Origin of the sequence: Kitasatospora sp. NPDC057015, from assembly GCF_042673745.1 — a bacterium.
In the GTDB taxonomy this organism is placed as follows: domain Bacteria; phylum Actinomycetota; class Actinomycetes; order Streptomycetales; family Streptomycetaceae; genus Kitasatospora.
Genome location: NZ_JBHUSG010000014.1, coordinates 20,513 through 37,080 on the forward strand (window position 1 = coordinate 20,513; position 16,568 = coordinate 37,080).

Genomic DNA, 16,568 nt, shown 5'->3' on the forward strand with positions numbered 1-16,568 from the left:
CGCCCCGGCGCCGTGGGTGTGCCCCGGCGGGCGATCGGGCCCGCCGGAGTCCGCTCAGCCGGTGAGCCAGGCCGCCGTCGGCGGGACGGCCGGCGGGGAGCTGGAGCCGGCGACGATCTTGACGATGTCGGCCTCCGGCAGCACCTGGTCCCAGGCCTGGATGTCCGCGACCGCCCCGTGCCAGGGGTCGCTCCACTGCGAGTTCGAGCTCAGCCGCCCGACCTGGAGCAGGTCGGCGCCGCTGCTCTGGACGCCCGTCGCCGGAGCGGACGCCTGGGCCGCGCCGTTGACGTAGAGGGTGATCTGCTTGGCCGAGGCGTCGTAGACGCCCGTCAGCAGCGCCCACTGGTTGACCGTCGCGTCGCCCTTGGAGTAGGCCACCGCGGATCCGCCGCCGGGCAGCTGGACCTTGAAGTACCAGAGGTTGCGGCCGTCGGAGCTACCGCGCCCGAGCGCGAAGGAGTAGTACGAGCCGTCACCCTGGCTGACCGCGCTGCGGGTTCCGGCCGGGACGTCCACGAACACCCGGGCGGAGACGGTGAAGCTCTTGTCGGTGTCGACGACGGCCTTGGCGCTCTGGGCGAAGGAGTTCTGCCCGCTGGGCAGCTTGAGGACCGGCCCCGGGAACCCGGCCACCGATCCCGTCTTGGCGTCGGCGCCCAGGCCGAGCGCGGTGGTCCCCTTGGCGGCCGGGAGCGAGCCGACGGTCGTCGGGCCGGGGATCGTGCGCGGCGAGCCGCTCGCCGTCTTGCCGGGGGTCTTGGAGCCCTCCGCCACCGGGCTCTTGGAGCCGTCGGCCACCGGACCGCCGCCGGTCGAGTCGTGACGCGTCAGCAGGAAGGCCGCGCCGCCGGCGCCGAGGACGACCACCACGGCCACCGCCGCGCCGATGATCCTGAGCCGCTTGCGCTTGCGCTGCTGCTGCTCGTTGCTGGCGGCCAGCGCCTCCCAGTCGGGCCCGGTGGGCGTCTGCGCGGGGAACCCGGCCTGCTGCCAGTACGGCTGCGGTGCGCCGAACGCTCCGGCCGGTGCCTGCTGCTGGGGCATGCCGGGGGCGGCACCGAACGCTCCGGCCGGCGGACCCGGCGGACCCGGCTGCGGCGGCACGCCGGGGCCGGCGCCGACCTCGCCGATCGGCGGCTGCTGCGGGGGCCACCCCGGGGTCTGGTCCGGCTCGCCAGTCGGTACCGGTCGATCGCTCATGTGTCGGAATGGTAAGGCATGGCTTGCGCAACTCCCATGGGGGGTGCTGCGGCGCCCGGCGGCGCCGCAGGAGCCTGCCCGTCAACTCGCGTCGCACCCGCGGCGGGAATGGCCGGACAGGCCCTAGGCCTGTCCGTTGTAGGGGAGTCTCCAGTGCTGCGAGACAGCGCCGTTGCACGTCTTGAGGGTCACCGCCGTGCCCGCCGCCAGGGAGTTGCCGGCGGTCGCGAGGCAGAGGCCCGACTCCAGGTGGACCAGGCTCTGCCCGCTGCCGGCCGCCCACCGCTGGGCGGCCGCGCCCGTGCACTGGGCCAGGGCCGCCGCGGTGCCGTCGGCCGAGGGTGCCAGGCAGGCGGCTCCGCCGCGGAGCGAACCGTCGTTGCCCACCGTCCAGTTCGTCGACACCGCCGGGTCACCGCAGGCGCCGACCGTCACCGGCGTGCCCGCCTGGCCGCCGCCGCCGTGCCGCAGGCAGATGCCGGGAGCCCCGGCCGGCAGCTCGCCGGCCGGCAGTCCGACCCGGTTGTGGAACGCGAACGACCAGGACCGCAGGCCCACTCCGCCGCTCCAGATCTCGAAGCCGGCCTGCACCCGGCAGAGGTAGGAGCCGGGCGGGACGTAGCCGCGCATCATCGCGTCCGCGGTGAACAGCCGCAGGTTCAGGCCGTGGGCGCTGTGGGTGGGCACCGTTCGCACGTAACTGATGACGCTGTGCGGGTTGGTGATGGGTGCCTGGAACACGTCGTACTCGGTGTCCCCGACCGTCAGGGCGTCGGTGACCTTCTTCCCGGCCGGCCGGACGCTGTCGGTGGCGTCCAGCCAGATCATCACCTCCGCGCTCTCGCCGGGCACGCAGTTGTCCGGGCTGGAGCCGTACCAGAGGTCGTAGGAGAGGTTGAAGGAGCCGGTCGCCTGGGCGGAGGCGTCCCAGTCGCTGGTCGCGTCGCCCAGCGCGCTCACCGGGACGGGCAGTCCGCTGGCCCCGGGGGCGGTGGAGATGTTGGGGTAGGCGCCGGGAGCGAGCGGGGTCTTCGGGGCGAAGTCGCGCAGGGCCGCCACGGTGAACCCGGTGTCCCCCGGGGTGTCCAGGCAGACCGCGCCGGAGGTGTTCCACGGGTTCGGCTCGATGATCTTCGTGCCGCCGTCGACCGGCCGCTTGGGGAAGGGCACCTGCGGGGAGGAGCAGAGGCTGACGGACCCGCTCTCCGTCGGCGCGGCCGCCGCCGTGGCAGCCGACCGCGCCGGCGCCGGGGCGGCCTGACTCGTGCACCCGACGAGCAACGCCGCCGCCGTGCCGTACGAGACCAGCGCCCGCACCCCCCACACCAACCGTGCGGTGCTGCCGTCCACGCCGCCCCTCCCTACTCCTCGTCGACCGCCCTCCGGCGGTGGTGAGCGCTCAACCTACCTGTGAACCCCCTCCACATCACGATCGGAACTCAATCCCGGTTGCAGGCGGCCGGCAGCCGGGCAGCCGAGATTTGGCAAGGGGACTTCCCGTACGATCCTGACGTCCGCGCGGCCGACCTCGAAGGCGGTTGCCGGGGGATTCAGCACACTTCCATACGGTTTCTGGGGAGGGAGCCACGTGACTGTCACCGAGGGTACCCAGCTCGCGGGCAGCCGAAGGGCAGCCACCTCACGCCGGAAGGGCCGTCAGGAGCCGCCGGGGCGCCGCGCGCAGCGCGGCCTGCTGCCGCAGCCGCCGGACAACGCGGAGAAGTACTCGTACACCCGCAGCCACCTGTGGGTGCTGACGTGCTTCTCGCTGCTCAGCTTCGGCTGCATGGTGGCCAGCGAGGTGGGTCTGCTCCGGGCGACGCCGTGGTTCTGGGTCTTCGTCCCGTTCCTGGTGTTCACCGTGGGCTACTACCTGATATCCCGGTGGGTGCACGGGTTCAACCAGACCTTCGACCTCAAGGGCCACCGCGCGCTGGTCCGCGGCTGGCGCCCCGAGCGCTACCCGACGGTCGACGTCTTCCTCCCGGTCGCCGGCGAGCCGATCGAGGTGCTGCACAACACCTGGACGCACGTCGCCCGGTTGCGCGACCAGTACCCCGGCGAAGTGACGCCGTACGTGCTGGACGACAGCGACAGCCCCGAACTCGCGCAGATGGCGGTCGACTTCGAGTTCGTCTACGGCACCCGCAACAACCGGGGCTGGTTCAAGAAGGCCGGCAACCTCCAGTTCGGGTTCCGCAATTCCGACAGTGAGTACATCCTGATCCTGGACGCGGACTTCGCCCCCCGGGCCGATCTGCTGGATGAGCTTCTCCCCTACATGGAGAACGACCCCCGGCTCGGAATAGTTCAATCCCCGCAGTACTTCCGCATCCTCGACTCGCAGAACTGGATCGAGCGCGGCGCGGGCGCCGTCCAGGAGCTCTTCTACCGGACGGTCCAGGTCTCCCGTCAGCGCAACGACGGCGCGATCTGCGTGGGCAGCTGCGCCGTGTACCGGCGCGCGGCGCTGGACCAGAACGGCGGCACCACCCTGATCGGGCACTCCGAGGACGTGCACACCGGGTTCGACCTGCGCCGGCTCGGCTGGGACCTCCTGTACGTGCCGATCGCCCTGGCGGCCGGGGTCTGCCCCGACAACGTGGGCGGGTTCTTCAACCAGCAGTACCGGTGGTGCACCGGCTCGATGAGCCTGCTGGGCAGCCGGAAGTTCTGGGAGACCAAGCTCCGGCCGGTGACCCGGATGTGCTACATGTCCGGGTTCTTCTACTACATCCACACGGCGCTGTTCACCATCGTCTCCCCGCTCATCCCGATCGTGCTGCTCGTCATGCGCCCGGACCTGATCCGCTGGGAGAACACCGCCCTGGTGCTCCCCGGCCTGGTGTACGCCACGCTGGTGTTCCCGCTGTGGCACCGCAACCCGTACCGGCTCGAAGCCTGGGCCGCCCGGATGATGTACGGCTGGGCGCACGTCTTCGCCATCTGGGACATCCTGCGGCGCAACCGGATGGCCTGGCAGCCGACCGGCTCCAGCGGTGCCAAGAAGAACAAGACCCGGCGGTTCTGGACCGGGGTCATCGCGTGGAGCGGCGGCACCGCCGTGCTGTGGGTGGGCGCGGGCATCTGGCGGATGCTCACCATGGGGCCGCTGAACTTCGCGCTCGTGCTCGCGTCCGGCCTCTTCTACGCCGTCATCGTGGGCCGGGTCCTCGTCCAACCGCGTCCCACGGAAGCTGTGTGATCACCGTGTCCGCCCGCCGTACCCGGCGCCTCGCGCGCCGTTCGCCCGCGCTGCTCCCGCTCCTGGCGGCAGGTCTGCTGCTGCTGAGCGGCTGCGGCCCGGCGGACCCGGGCTTCGCCCTGCCCGCGGAGGCCGCCGCGGCGCCCGCGGCCACCGGCGGCCCCTCCCCCGACGCCACCGCGGCCGCGGCCCCGGCCGCCACCACGCGGCCCCGGGCGCAGGCCACCGACATCCCGTACGACGTCACCCCGCTGCTCAGTCCGGACCACAAGTACCTGGGCGCCGCGCTGCCCGGCGTGCCCGAGTCGATGGACGCGCTGGGCGGCTACACCGCGGCGATCGGCAAGCAGCCGAACGTCCTGGAGTACTACGCGGGCTGGGGCGACGGCTTCGACACCGCGGGCGTCCGCCGGATCTACGACGCCGGCGCGCTGCCGTACATGGCGTGGGAGCCGCACTCCCCCTCCATGGCGGCGATCGCCGCCGGCGCGACGGACGACTACGTCAAGGACGTGGCCAAGGCCGCCGCCAAGCTCAACCTGCCCATCGCCATCAGCATCGCGCACGAGATGAACGGCGACTGGTACCCCTGGGGCCGACAGGCCAGCAGCGCCGAGGAGTTCGTCGCGGCCTGGCGCCACGTCCACGACCTCTTCGACCGGGCCGGCGCGACCAACGTGATCTGGGTCTGGAGCCCCAACATCACCGACCCCGCCCCCAACACCCGGCTGGCGCCGTACTACCCCGGCGACACCTACGTGGACTGGGCCGGCATGACCGGCTACTTCACCCTCACCGGGCCGAAGACCTTCGAGACGCTGTACGGGCCGACGATGGCCGAGATCCGTACGTTCAGCCAGAAGCCCTTCTTCATCAGCGAGACCGCCTCCCAGCAGGGCAACCGCCAGCGCGCCGACGTCAACCAGCTCTTCTCCGGGCTGGAGGCGCACGAGGACGTCGTCGGCTTCGTCTGGTTCAACATCGTGAAACGCGCGGACTGGCGGATCGAGGCCGTCCCGCCCTCGCTCGCGGAGTACAAGAAGCGCGCCTCCGACCCTCGCTACGGCTTCGACATCCGGAACCCATGATGCCCTCAGAGACCGACTCCTGGTTCACGCCGCAGACGCCGGCCCAGCCCCCGTACGAGGAGGAGCCGCAGGCCCGGTACGCCCGGCCCGCGGAGCACGACCACCGCCGGCCCCGGGCGGGCGCGGACGCTCCGGTCGCGCCCGGGTACGGCCGGGAGTCCGCCGACGCCGGCGTCTACCTCCCGGCCGATCCCGACCCGGCCCACCCCGGCCACCCGGACGGCCCGGCCGACCCGGCCGACCCGGCCGTGGCCGTGGCCGTGGCCGACCCCCGGCAGGCCGGAGAGGCGCCGCGGGCCCCGGAGGCCCGGGAGGCCCTGGAGGGCGACCGGCCGGCGCCGGGACGCCACGCCGGGCCGGGCCACCCCGACGCCGAGCGGCACCCCCGCGGCCGGCGGGGCGCCGCGCCGGACGGGGCCGCGGCAGCGGAGGCGTACGGCGAGGCGCAGGCGTACCCGCGCGAGCAGGCCCACCCGCGCGAGGACGAGCACCGCGAGGCGCGGTACGCGGGAGCGGAGGCGTACCCGCAGGAGGCCCGCCCGCACGAGGCGTACCCGCGCGAGGCCCGCCCGCACGAGGACGAGCACCCCGACGAGGAGCACGCCGGAGCCGACCGGCCCGTCGAGCCGGTCCGGTACGCGGGCGAGGGCGACCAGGCCGTGGCGCTGGCGCCGTACCGAATACCGCAGGTCCCGGCCACCGGCTGGGACCACGCCACCAGCCCCCGGCGGCGGTGGATCGGCCGCGGGCTGCTGTTCGGCGTGCTGGCCGTCCAGGCGGCGCTCTCGCTGCGCCTGCTGGGTGCCGCGCACCCCGACGAGGCGGTCGCCATGATCGTCGGCCGCCAGCAGCTGGACCACCTGCTCAACGGCGCCGCGGTGACCACCGACCTGGTCGGCCAGATCCCCGGATCGCCGTGGCTCTACCCGCCGCTGGCCGGGGCCGCCGCCAACGCCAGCGGCATCTTCGGCGCCCGGCTGCTCAGCCTGGTCTTCGCCCTGGTGGCGACCGCCCTGCTCTACTCGATCACCAACCGGCTCTTCAACGAGCGCGCGGCCATCTGCGGGGCCGGGGCGTACGCGGTGCTGCAGTCGACCGTGGTGGTCGGCTTCTACGCCGCCCCGGACGCGCTCGCCGTCCTGCTGGTCGCCGGCGCGACCTGGATCGTCGTACGGACCAGCCGCGCACCCGTCGCCCTCGTCCTGCTGGCGGCGCCGGTCGCGGCCCTCGCGGTCGCGGTGGAGTACGCCTCGGTGTTCGCGCTGCCCACCGTGGTCGCCCTGGCCCTGATCACGGCCTGGCCGTACCGGGGCCGCGGCCCCGCCGTGCTGCGGGCGGCCCTGCTGGCCGTGGGCACGGTCGCCGTGCTGCTGCCCTTCGGCCTCCTGTCCGACGTCGTCTCGTGGACGCCCGCGCGCGGCCAGGGCACCCAGGGGATCGGCTCGATCCTCACCGCCGCCGCGCAGTGGGGCGGTCTGTTCACGGTGCTCGCCGTGGCCGGCGGGGTGGCGTACGTCCGCCGCGAGCGGATGAACGAGTCGCCGGAGACCGATGCCGTCACCGCCTCGCGGCTCCGCCGGATCGCGCTGACCGTGGCCCTGTGCGGGACGGCGCTGCTGATCCCGGCCCTGCACGCCTACCTGCAGACCTCCGCGGTGATGTTCCGGCACATCGGCTTCGGGATGCTCTTCGCGGCCCCGCTGGCCGGCGTGGGCATCACCCGGCTGGTCGGCGCGCACTTCCGCAACCCCCAGCTGGGCATCCTGGTGTGGGTGGTGCTGCTGGCCCTGGGCCTGGAACAGGCCGCGCTGCGGTTCCAGAACGGGCCGGACTCCGGCCGGCTGCTCAGCGTCCTGCGGGTGCACGCCGATCCGAAGGGCCGCTACCTCACCGAGGTCGACGGGCTGCCGGAGTACTACCTGGGCGCCGTCACCAGGGCCGACCAGTGGGTCTCGGCCCGCAAGGGCACCGACTACGTGGATCCGGCCGGGGTCGCGCACCACGGGGACGAGGGCACCGTCGCCGCGATCCGGGACGGCTGGTTCAGTCTGGTCGTCCTCGACAGCACCGCGCCGGTGGCCACGGACCGGGCCGTCGCGGCCGCCCTGGGCAGCAGCGGGCGCTACCGGCTGATCGCCCAGTTCACCTCGCCGACGGGTGATTCCGATACGTACAAGGTGTTCCTGAGGCTCTGAGCGGGGTGGTGGCGGGTGTGCGCGTACGACACGCCCGCTACTACATATGGTGCCGCGATAGTCAGCCGCCACTAGATGTATGCTCACTCCTGCTGTCGAACGCAGGGGAACCCGGTGGAAGTCCGGGACTGCCCCGCAGCGGTGAGCGGGCTGCCCGAGCGGCCCCGCGAGTCCGATGACCTGCCGACGGCGTGCCACAGGGCTTCCCCGCAGTCGCCGTGCAGCACAGCAGTTTCGTCCGGGCCTCGCGGGTGGGCCGGGGGGTGGTTCGCGCGCGCCGTGAGGTGTTCCGCGCTGCGCTCCCCTGCGCCCATACGGCCCGGCAGCCCCCTCGCCGACCGCCGCCGCCAGGAGAGAAGCGCCTTGACCATCGCTGCCTCAGTCGCCCTGCCCGCCCAGGGTTCCAGCCCCGCCGTCCCGTCCGACCCGACGGTGTCCGACCCCGGTGGAGCGCTCCTGCGCCTCCTGACCGACCGCAGTGCCGACCTGCCCCAGGTCGACCCCGGCCACGTCGCCGCCGCCGCCCTGCGCGGCCGGCACGCCGGCTCCGACTTCGCGGAGCTGCGCGGGCTGGCCGTCGAGGCCGCCGCGTCGATGATCGCCGAGGACCCGCAGTACTCGAAGCTCGCGGCCCGGCTGCTCGCCCTGGAGATCCAGGACGAGGCCGTCGGCCAGGGCGCCGTGTCCTTCTCCGCCTCGATCGTCGTCGGCCATGCCGAGGGCCTGATCGGCGACACCACCGCCGCGTTCGTCGCCAAGCACGCGGACGAGCTGGACGCCCTGATCGACCAGCGGGGCGACGACCGCTTCGAGTACTTCGGCCTGCGCACCGTGCAGTCCCGCTACCTGCTGCGCCACCCGATCACCCGCAAGGTGATCGAGACCCCGCAGCACTTCCTGCTCCGCGTCGCCAGCGGCCTGGCGGTCGGCGACGACGGGCAGTCGGTGCGCGAGGTCTCGGAGCTGTACGCGCTGATGAGCGCGCTGTCCTACCTGCCGTCCTCGCCGACGCTCTTCAACTCCGGCACCAAGCACCCGCAGATGTCCAGCTGCTACCTGCTGGACTCGCCGCTGGACAACCTGGACTCGATCTACTCGCGCTACGCGCAGATCGCCCGGCTCTCCAAGCACGCCGGCGGCATCGGCCTGTCCTACAGCCGGATCCGGTCGCGCGGCTCGCTGATCCGCGGCACCAACGGCAAGTCCAACGGCATCGTGCCGTTCCTGCGCACCCTCGACTCCTCGGTGGCGGCCGTCAACCAGGGCGGCCGGCGCAAGGGCGCGGCCTGCGTCTACCTGGAGACCTGGCACGCGGACATCGAGGAGTTCCTGGAGCTCCGCGACAACACCGGCGAGGAGGCGCGGCGCACCCACAACCTGAACCTCGCCCACTGGATCCCGGACGAGTTCATGCGCCGCGTCAACGCGGGCACCGACTGGTCGCTGTTCTCCCCCGCCGACGTGCCCGAGCTGGTCGACCTGTGGGGTGCCGACTTCGACGCGGCGTACCTGAAGGCCGAGGCCGAGGGCAAGGCCCAGCGCACCATCCCCGCGCAGACGCTGTACGCCCGGATGATGCGGACCCTGGCGCAGACCGGCAACGGCTGGATGACCTTCAAGGACGCCTCCAACCGCGCCGCCAACCAGACCGCCGTCCCCGGCCGGACCGTCCACTCCTCGAACCTCTGCACGGAGATCCTGGAGGTCACGGACGACTCCGAGACCGCCGTCTGCAACCTCGGCTCGGTCAACCTGGGCGCCCACGTGGCCCCCGGCGCCTCCCCCGCCGATCTCGTGGGCGCGATGGACTGGGACCGGCTGGACTCGACCGTCCGCACCGCCGTCACCTTCCTCGACCGCGTGGTGGACATCAACTTCTACCCGACCCCCGAGGCCGGCGCCTCCAACTCCCGCTGGCGCCCGGTGGGCCTCGGCGTGATGGGCCTGCAGGACGTCTTCTTCCAGCTCCGGCTGGACTTCGACTCCGCCGAGGCCAAGCGGCTCTCCACGCTGATCGCCGAGCGGATCATGCTGGTCGCCTACGAGCGCTCCAGCGAGCTGGCCGAGCAGCTGGGCCGGCACGAGGCGTACGCGGAGACCCGCGCCGCCCGCGGCCAGCTGCACATCGACCACTTCGAGACGGCCCCGCACTGGGCGGAGCGCTGGGACGCGCTGCGCGCCCGGATCGCCACCACCGGCCTGCGCAACTCGCTGCTGCTGGCGATCGCGCCGACCGCGACCATCGCGTCGATCGCCGGCGTGTACGAGTGCATCGAGCCGCAGGTCTCCAACCTCTTCAAGCGCGAGACCCTCTCCGGCGAGTTCCTCCAGGTCAACCCGTACCTGGTCCGCGAGCTCAAGGAACTGGGCGTCTGGGACGCGCAGACCCGGGACGCGCTGCGCGAGGCCAACGGCTCGGTGCAGGAGCTCAACTGGCTGCCGGCCGAGGTCCGCTCGCTGTACCGGACGGCGTGGGAGCTCCCGCAGCGCGCGCTGATCGACCTGGCCGCCGCCCGGCAGCCGTACATCGACCAGAGCCAGTCGCTGAACCTCTTCATGGCCGCGCCCACCATCGGCAAGCTCAGCTCGATGTACGCGTACGCCTGGAAGGTCGGCCTGAAGACCACGTACTACCTGCGTTCGCGCCCGGCCACCCGGATCGCCCAGGCCGCCACCGGCACCGCCCGCGCGGCCGCCCCGGTGCCGGTCGCGGTCACCGCGCCGACGTCCACCCTCACCCCGGAGGAGGAGGCGGCGCTCGCCTGCTCCCTGGAGAACCCCGAGTCCTGCGAGGCCTGCCAGTGAGTTCCCCCACGCCCGAGACCGGCGTCGACGCGCCCGGCCGCGAGAAGATGCTGCTCGACCCGGGCTTCGAGCTGACGCTCCGCCCGATGCGCTACCCGTCGTTCTACGACCGCTACCGCGACGCGATCAAGAACACCTGGACCGTCGAGGAGGTGGACCTGCACTCCGACGTCGCCGACCTCGCCAAGCTCAGCGAGGGCGAGCGGCACATGATCGGCCGGCTGGTCGCCTTCTTCGCGACCGGTGACTCGATCGTCGCCAACAACGTGGTGCTGAGCCTCTACAAGCACATCAACTCGCCCGAGGCCCGGCTCTACCTGTCCCGGCAGCTGTTCGAGGAGGCCGTGCACGTCCAGTTCTACCTGACGCTGCTCGACACCTACCTGCCCGACCCGGACGACCGCGCGGCCGCCTTCGACGCGGTGGAGAACATCCCCTCCATCCACCAGAAGGCGCAGTTCTGCTTCAAGTACATGAACGCCGTCGACCACCTGGACTCGCTCCAGACCAAGGACGACCGGCGCGCGTTCCTGCTGAACCTGATCTGCTTCGCGGCCTGCGTCGAGGGCCTGTTCTTCTACGGCGCCTTCGCGTACGTGTACTGGTTCCGCAGCCGCGGCCTGCTGCACGGCCTGGCCACCGGCACCAACTGGGTGTTCCGGGACGAGTCCATGCACATGGACTTCGCGTTCTCCGTGGTGGACACCGTCCGCCAGGAGGAGCCGGACCTCTTCGACGACGAGATGGCCAAGCAGGTCACCGAGATGCTGGAGGAGGCCGTGGAGGCCGAGCTCCAGTTCGCCCGCGACCTCTGCGGCGAGGGCCTGCCCGGCATGAACACCGAGTCGATGCGGGAGTACCTGCAGGCCGTCGCCGACCAGCGGCTGGCGCGGCTCGGCATGCCGATCCGCTACGGCTCCAGCAACCCCTTCGGGTTCATGGAGCTGCAGAACGTCCAGGAGCTGACCAACTTCTTCGAGCGCCGGGTCTCCGCCTACCAGGTCGCCGTGGAGGGCACGGTCGCGTTCGACGACGACTTCTAGGAGTCGGCCGACGGCCGACGCCCTTCGACCGGGCGCGGGCCCGTCCGTCGAGGACGGCGGGCCGGCGCCCGGTGAGCGCCCCGGACGGCGGAAGGCCGTCCGGGGCGCTCGTCCCGAACGGGCCCGGAGCGGGCCGGCGGGAGCCGGCGCGGGCCCGGGAGGGCCGCTACCACCGTTCGGGGTTCGCCCGGACGTTCGAGGGTGTGATGATTGCGCTAATCTCCTCGAATGTCCCTCACAACCCCGGCCCCTGCCCCAGTGACAGCGGGCAGCGAGGCCGCGCCGGCCGCGCCGGCCGCCGGCGGCTCCGCGAAGCCGAGGCTCGGCTGGCTCGACGCACTGCGCGGATTCGCCGCCCTGGCCATCGTGGTGCAGCACTTCGTGCAGCTCGTCATGCCCGAGGTGTTCACCCGCACCGCCGAAAAACTCGACCTCGGCTCCTACGGCGTCTTCCTGTTCTTCCTGGTCAGCGGCTACATCGTGCCCGCGTCCCTGGAGCGCAAGGGCAGCGTGCGGGGGTTCTGGGTCAGCCGGCTGTTCCGGATCTACCCGCTCTGCGTGATCGTGGTCGGCGGCGGGGTGGTCGCCTGGAAGCTGGGCGCGTACACCGACGCCCTGCTGCCGGTCAGCTGGTTCTCGCAGGAGCACCCGGCGATCGCCGCGCTGGGCAACGCCACCATGCTGCACGACTTCCTCGGCGTGGGCGGCACGCTCTTCGTGATGTGGACCCTCTCCTACGAGATGATCTTCTACCTGCTGGTCGCCTCGCTGTTCGTCCTCGGCGCGCACCGGCGCAGCGCGGAGATCTCCACCGCCTTCGCCGTCGTCGCGGTGGCGGCGGTCGGCGCCTTCCCGTTCATCACGCTCTCCCACCAGGTCGCCGACATCCGCCGGGCGGTCGTGGTGGCCGCCGTGGTGATGGCCGTGGGCATCTTCGCCATGATGAGCCGCCTCAAGGCCCTCGCGGTGGCCGGCGCCGTGCTGACCGGCGCGCTGGCGCTCGGCCTGCTCTCGGCCAACGGGCGGATGCCCGGCTGGTTCAGCATGACCATCCTGGCGACCATGTTCGCGGGCACCGCGATCTACCGCGCCGAGCAGGGCCAGATCAGCCGGATCAAGTGCGCCGTCGCGGCCGCGGTCACGATGGCCGCGATCCTCTACGTCGGCGGCCGCTACGGCGAGACCGGCGCGCGGACGCCGCACTTCCAGTGGCAGTGGCTGACCACCATGGTCGCCGCCTGGGCGACCTTCGCGCTCGCGATGTCCCTGCGCCGGTTCCGGATGCCCCGGGTGCTGACCTGGCTCGGCTCCGTCAGCTACTCCGTCTACCTGGTGCACGCGGTGCTGCTCTGCGTGCTGCTCAAGGTGATCAGCCCCACCGCGGTCACCTCGCTCTCGCTCGGCACCCGGGCCGTGCTGGGGATCGGCTTCTGCGCCGTCGTCCTCGGCGCCAGCCAGGTCACCTTCCGCCTGGTCGAGAAGCCGGCCCAGCGGATCGGCCACCGGGTGACCAAGGCGGTCGAACGGATCGGGGCGAAGCGGGCCGGGTCCGACGCCTAGGGGCCGACCGGCGGGACCGGGCGAGGACGTCCGGGGACCCGGTCCGCGGCCCGTCCCGGTGAACGGCGCGGGGGCCGGTACGAATCCGTACCGGCCCCCGCGGCGTACCCGCCGTCAGTCGTTGGGAACCGTCGCGTACTTGGGCGTGCCCTCGGCCATCTGCTTCAGCGCGTCCTTGCGGTCGCGCTTGGAGAGCCGGTCGATGTACAGCTGGCCGTACAGGTGGTCGGTCTCGTGCTGCAGGCAGCGGGCGAAGAAGCCGGTGCCCTCGACCCGGATCGCGTTGCCGTCCTTGTCCTGGCCGGTCACCGCCGCGAAGTCGGGGCGCGCCAGCTCGGCGTACGCGGTGGGGACGGACAGGCAGCCCTCGTTGCCGTCGTCCAGCACCCGGCGGCCGGCCGGGAGTTCCTCCAGCACCGGGTTGACCACGTGGCCGACGTGGCGCACGTTGTCGTCGTCCGGGCAGTCGTAGACGAAGACCTTGGCGTCCACCCCGATCTGGTTGGCCGCCAGGCCGACACCCTCCGCGGCGTACATCGACACGAACATGTCGTCGATCAGCGCGGAGAGTTCGCCGTCGAAGGCGACGACGTCCTTGCACTCGTGGTGCAGAACGGGGTTCCCCACCACGGTGATCGGGCGGGCGGTGCCCTTGGAGAGGTCCGGCTCCTCGCCGACCACCTTCAGCGGAGCGGACGGCGCCTCGCCGTGCTCGTGCTCGTGGTCGTGGTCGTGCGTGTGGTCGTGCTGCTCCGCCATCGATTCTTCCGCTTCCCATGGGTCTGCCGAGGTGTCCGCTCAAGGGTACGGCCCCCGCAGGACGCACATCCCTTACACCCGGGAACATCCGCCCCGGGTGCCACCGGCGCACCGGGCCCCCGACCGCCCACGGGTCTAACAGACCTCTTCGAGGTCGCGGTACGCCCTGCTGCCCGGGCTCGCCGACACCCAGCGGTCGAGCAGCCCGCGGACCAGCCCGGCGGGGGCGGCGATGCCGCACTCGCGCTCGACCAGCCAGGCGAGCCCGCCGGCGCCCTGGCTGAGGTGGCTGAGGTGCCCGGGGTGGGCGGCGTCGCCGTCGTCGTGCGGGTCGTGGTGGGCGGTGCGGCCGTCGTCGGCGGGCATCCTGCTCTCCGAGCAGGCGCGGCAGAGCAGCCGGACGGAGGAGGTCCAGTCCTCGGCGGCGTAGCCGGCGTCGGCGACCAGGCGCTCCAGCGCGTCCCGGTCGGCGGCCGTGGCGGCGTGCAGCAGCACCACGAAGGTCGGCACCGGGGACGGCGCCCAGAGTTCGATCTCGTCGAAGACGGGATAGGCAGCGCCGTCCGCGACCCGCTCGCCGTGCGGGGCGCCGTCGTGCAGCACCACCTCGCCCCAGCGGCGGCCGGAGGACGGCAGCGGGATGGACAGCACCTCGATCCGGGCCGGGTCGAGCCGGCGGCCCCAGACCACCTCGGACTCGCCCTCCGGGGAGAGCCGCACCGGGGTGGTGCCGAGGTCCAGGCTGACCGGCCCGTCCATCGGCGCGCCCGCCCGGCCGGGCAGCTTGAGCCCGTACGCCTGCCAGGCACGGTGGGCCAGCGGCCAGTCCTGCAGGGCGGTGGCGGTGATCCCGAGGTTCCACCAGTCGGCGGCGCCGTGCTCGCGGTCGAGCAGGGCGACGGCCCGCAGGCCGGCGGCTCTGGCCTGCTCCCAGTCGCGGCGGAACTTGTGCAGCAGCGCCAGGTTGAACCAGGAGTCGGAGAGCCACGGCTCCAGGTCGGCGGCCATCACGAGCAGCGCTCCGGCGTCCTCGTACCGGCCGTCACCGATCAGCGTGAAGGCCCGGTCGGTCGTCTGCCGCCAGGTGGCGGACGGCCGGTGCCGTGTCCGGTGGAAGATCCTCACGTTCGTCCCTGCCGTTGTCGTCCGCTGAGTCCCGCTGGTCACGCTCAGCTCCGCTGAGCCCTGATGTCCTGCTGCCCCGCTCGTGGCCCGGGCCGAGGTCCCGCACCGCAAGTCCCGCACCGCGGGGCCCGGACCGCAAGCCCTGCGCCGTGAACCCCGGGTGTGAACCCCGTGCCCCGGATCGGGTGTTCCACGCTACGACCGCATCCAACCACGGTCACCACGGGGCGCGCTCCCCGCGGCCCGCATCAACCGGGCTCGCGGGCCCTGCTGCCCATCCGTGCCAGGGCCTCGACCACCCTGGGGTCGTACGCCCGGCCCCGCTCCAGCCTGAGCGCCTCCAGTACCTCGAGCCGGCCGGCCGGGTCGGGCAGGCCGCGTCCCCGGGCGGCCGTGAGCAGGTCGTCGTGGGCGTTGGCGACCCGGATGATCCGGGCGGCCAGCGGCAGCGAGCGGTCGTAGCCGCCGTCCGGGCCGTGGCAGGGATCGGCCAGCCGGGCGACCTGCTCCGCGACCCGGCGCGGCACCCCGGTGCGGCTGATCACCTCGCTGCCCAGCCGGGCGATCCGCTGCTGCTCCGCGGGGGGCAGCAGCGCGGTGGCGCCGTCCGGGACGGGCTCGACCAGCGACAGCTGGCCGATGTCGTGCATCAGGGCGGCGTACTCCAGCAGGGCGAGTTCCCGGGTGCCCAGACCGAGCTCGCGGCCCAGCTCGCAGGCCGTGTCGGCGACCCGGCGGGCGTGACCGGGCGTGGTGTAGCCGGCCACCTCGGTGGCCCGGGCCAGGCTGGCGATGGTCTGCCCGGTGGTGGCCCGGATGGCCGCCGCCCGGCGGAAGGAGACCTGGGCCAGCAGCAGCGGCGCGCAGAACACCGGCAGCGCCCAGAGCCCGATCTCGCCGGCCGCCAGGCTGACCAGCATGCCGGTGGCCACGATGGCCGAGCCGATCCCGGGCAGGGCCCGCAGCTCGTCCTCCAGCGCGGCGGGGAACCGCAGGCCGGTACGGGCCCGGCGCAGGGCGGCGGCGAGGGTCGCGTCGCAGAGCGCCACCAGGGCGGCGACGGCGGCCAGGAACACCCCGTACGAGGGCCCGGCCGCCGGGAGGCGGTCGAGCAGGCCGCCGTTGTACAGCGGCTGGAAGACCGCGGCGGCGAACCCCACGGTCAGCAGCCGGCGGGCCGCGGTGTCCCGCCGGACGGGATCGGCCCAGCGCCGCCCGCGTCGTCGCAGGGCCGCGGGGAGGGCTCCGGCCAGCGGCGGGGGCAGGGCCGGGGGCAGCGCGGCGAGCAGGCTGCCGGCCCCGGCGACGGCGACCACCTGCAGCACCCCGTGGGTGGTGGGCAGGCCGCGCAGCGGCCCGAGCAGGGCGTACGCCAGAGCGGCGGCGGCCCCGATCGGTGCCTGTTCGCGGTCGCCGGGCAGGGTGATCCGCACGCATTCGCCGACCGCGACCAGGGCGAGGAAGGCGAGCGCCACCCGGGGCTGGGCCACCCCGGCGACGGCCGTCCCGGCCAGCGCGGCGACCAGCAGCGCCCCGGCGGCGGTGTGCACGATCACCGGCACCGGGCCGGGCCGGCGGGCGGCCC

Annotated in this window: 11 protein-coding genes and 1 riboswitch; of the genes, 6 read left to right on the top strand and 5 right to left on the bottom strand. The window is 73.2% G+C overall.

The annotated features are described in order from the left end of the window. Positions 1–54: 54 nt before the first annotated feature. Together ACFTWP_RS16145 and ACFTWP_RS16150 are read right to left on the bottom strand one after the other, a co-directional pair. Positions 55–1,203: a LamG domain-containing protein gene (locus tag ACFTWP_RS16145; protein WP_380265170.1), complete on the bottom strand. Its 1,149-nt coding sequence runs from the start codon at positions 1,201–1,203 to the stop codon at positions 55–57. Positions 1,204–1,326: 123 nt separating this feature from the next. After that, positions 1,327–2,553, bottom strand: coding sequence for a ricin-type beta-trefoil lectin domain protein (locus ACFTWP_RS16150; protein WP_380265171.1), 1,227 nt, complete (start codon positions 2,551–2,553; stop codon positions 1,327–1,329). A gap of 436 nt (positions 2,554–2,989) precedes the next feature. On the opposite strand from ACFTWP_RS16150, the gene ACFTWP_RS16155 reads away from it, so the two are divergent. The 6 genes from ACFTWP_RS16155 to ACFTWP_RS16180 all read left to right on the top strand — a co-directional run bounded on the left by ACFTWP_RS16155 (position 2,990) and on the right by ACFTWP_RS16180 (position 13,099). Beyond that, complete coding sequence (locus tag ACFTWP_RS16155; RefSeq protein ID WP_380265291.1) at positions 2,990–4,408, top strand: glycosyltransferase family 2 protein; 1,419 nt, start codon at positions 2,990–2,992, stop codon at positions 4,406–4,408. Further along, the gene (locus ACFTWP_RS16160; protein ID WP_380265172.1) at positions 4,405–5,496 is read left to right on the top strand and encodes a glycoside hydrolase family 26 protein; all 1,092 of its coding nucleotides are present in this window, start codon (positions 4,405–4,407) and stop codon (positions 5,494–5,496) included. The genes ACFTWP_RS16155 and ACFTWP_RS16160 overlap by 4 nt, the downstream gene beginning before the upstream one ends. Next, positions 5,493–7,691: a glycosyltransferase family 39 protein gene (locus ACFTWP_RS16165; RefSeq protein ID WP_380265173.1), complete on the top strand. Its 2,199-nt coding sequence runs from the start codon at positions 5,493–5,495 to the stop codon at positions 7,689–7,691. The genes ACFTWP_RS16160 and ACFTWP_RS16165 overlap by 4 nt, the downstream gene beginning before the upstream one ends. Before the next feature lie 41 nt (positions 7,692–7,732). Continuing rightward, positions 7,733–7,894: riboswitch (cobalamin riboswitch) on the top strand. Positions 7,895–8,054: 160 nt separating this feature from the next. Next, positions 8,055–10,496: a ribonucleoside-diphosphate reductase subunit alpha gene (locus tag ACFTWP_RS16170; RefSeq protein ID WP_380265174.1), complete on the top strand. Its 2,442-nt coding sequence runs from the start codon at positions 8,055–8,057 to the stop codon at positions 10,494–10,496. Positions 10,497–10,543: 47 nt separating this feature from the next. After that, positions 10,544–11,539: a ribonucleotide-diphosphate reductase subunit beta gene (locus ACFTWP_RS16175; protein ID WP_380265292.1), complete on the top strand. Its 996-nt coding sequence runs from the start codon at positions 10,544–10,546 to the stop codon at positions 11,537–11,539. 258 nt (positions 11,540–11,797) lie between these two features. Then, positions 11,798–13,099, top strand: coding sequence for an acyltransferase family protein (locus ACFTWP_RS16180; RefSeq protein ID WP_380265175.1), 1,302 nt, complete (start codon positions 11,798–11,800; stop codon positions 13,097–13,099). Positions 13,100–13,213: 114 nt separating this feature from the next. Here the strand turns inward: ACFTWP_RS16180 and def are convergent, their stop codons facing one another. The 3 genes from def to ACFTWP_RS16195 all read right to left on the bottom strand — a co-directional run bounded on the left by def (position 13,214) and on the right by ACFTWP_RS16195 (position 16,539). Further along, positions 13,214–13,858: a peptide deformylase gene (def, locus tag ACFTWP_RS16185; protein ID WP_380265176.1), complete on the bottom strand. Its 645-nt coding sequence runs from the start codon at positions 13,856–13,858 to the stop codon at positions 13,214–13,216. Between the two features lie 135 nt (positions 13,859–13,993). Further along, positions 13,994–14,983, bottom strand: a complete 990-nt coding sequence (locus ACFTWP_RS16190; protein WP_380265177.1) for a tetratricopeptide repeat protein — start codon at positions 14,981–14,983, stop codon at positions 13,994–13,996. A 248-nt stretch (positions 14,984–15,231) separates the two neighbouring features. Continuing rightward, entirely contained in the window at positions 15,232–16,539 is a 1,308-nt protein-coding gene (locus ACFTWP_RS16195) for an HD-GYP domain-containing protein (RefSeq protein WP_380265178.1), read from the bottom strand. Positions 16,540–16,568: the final 29 nt, after the last annotated feature.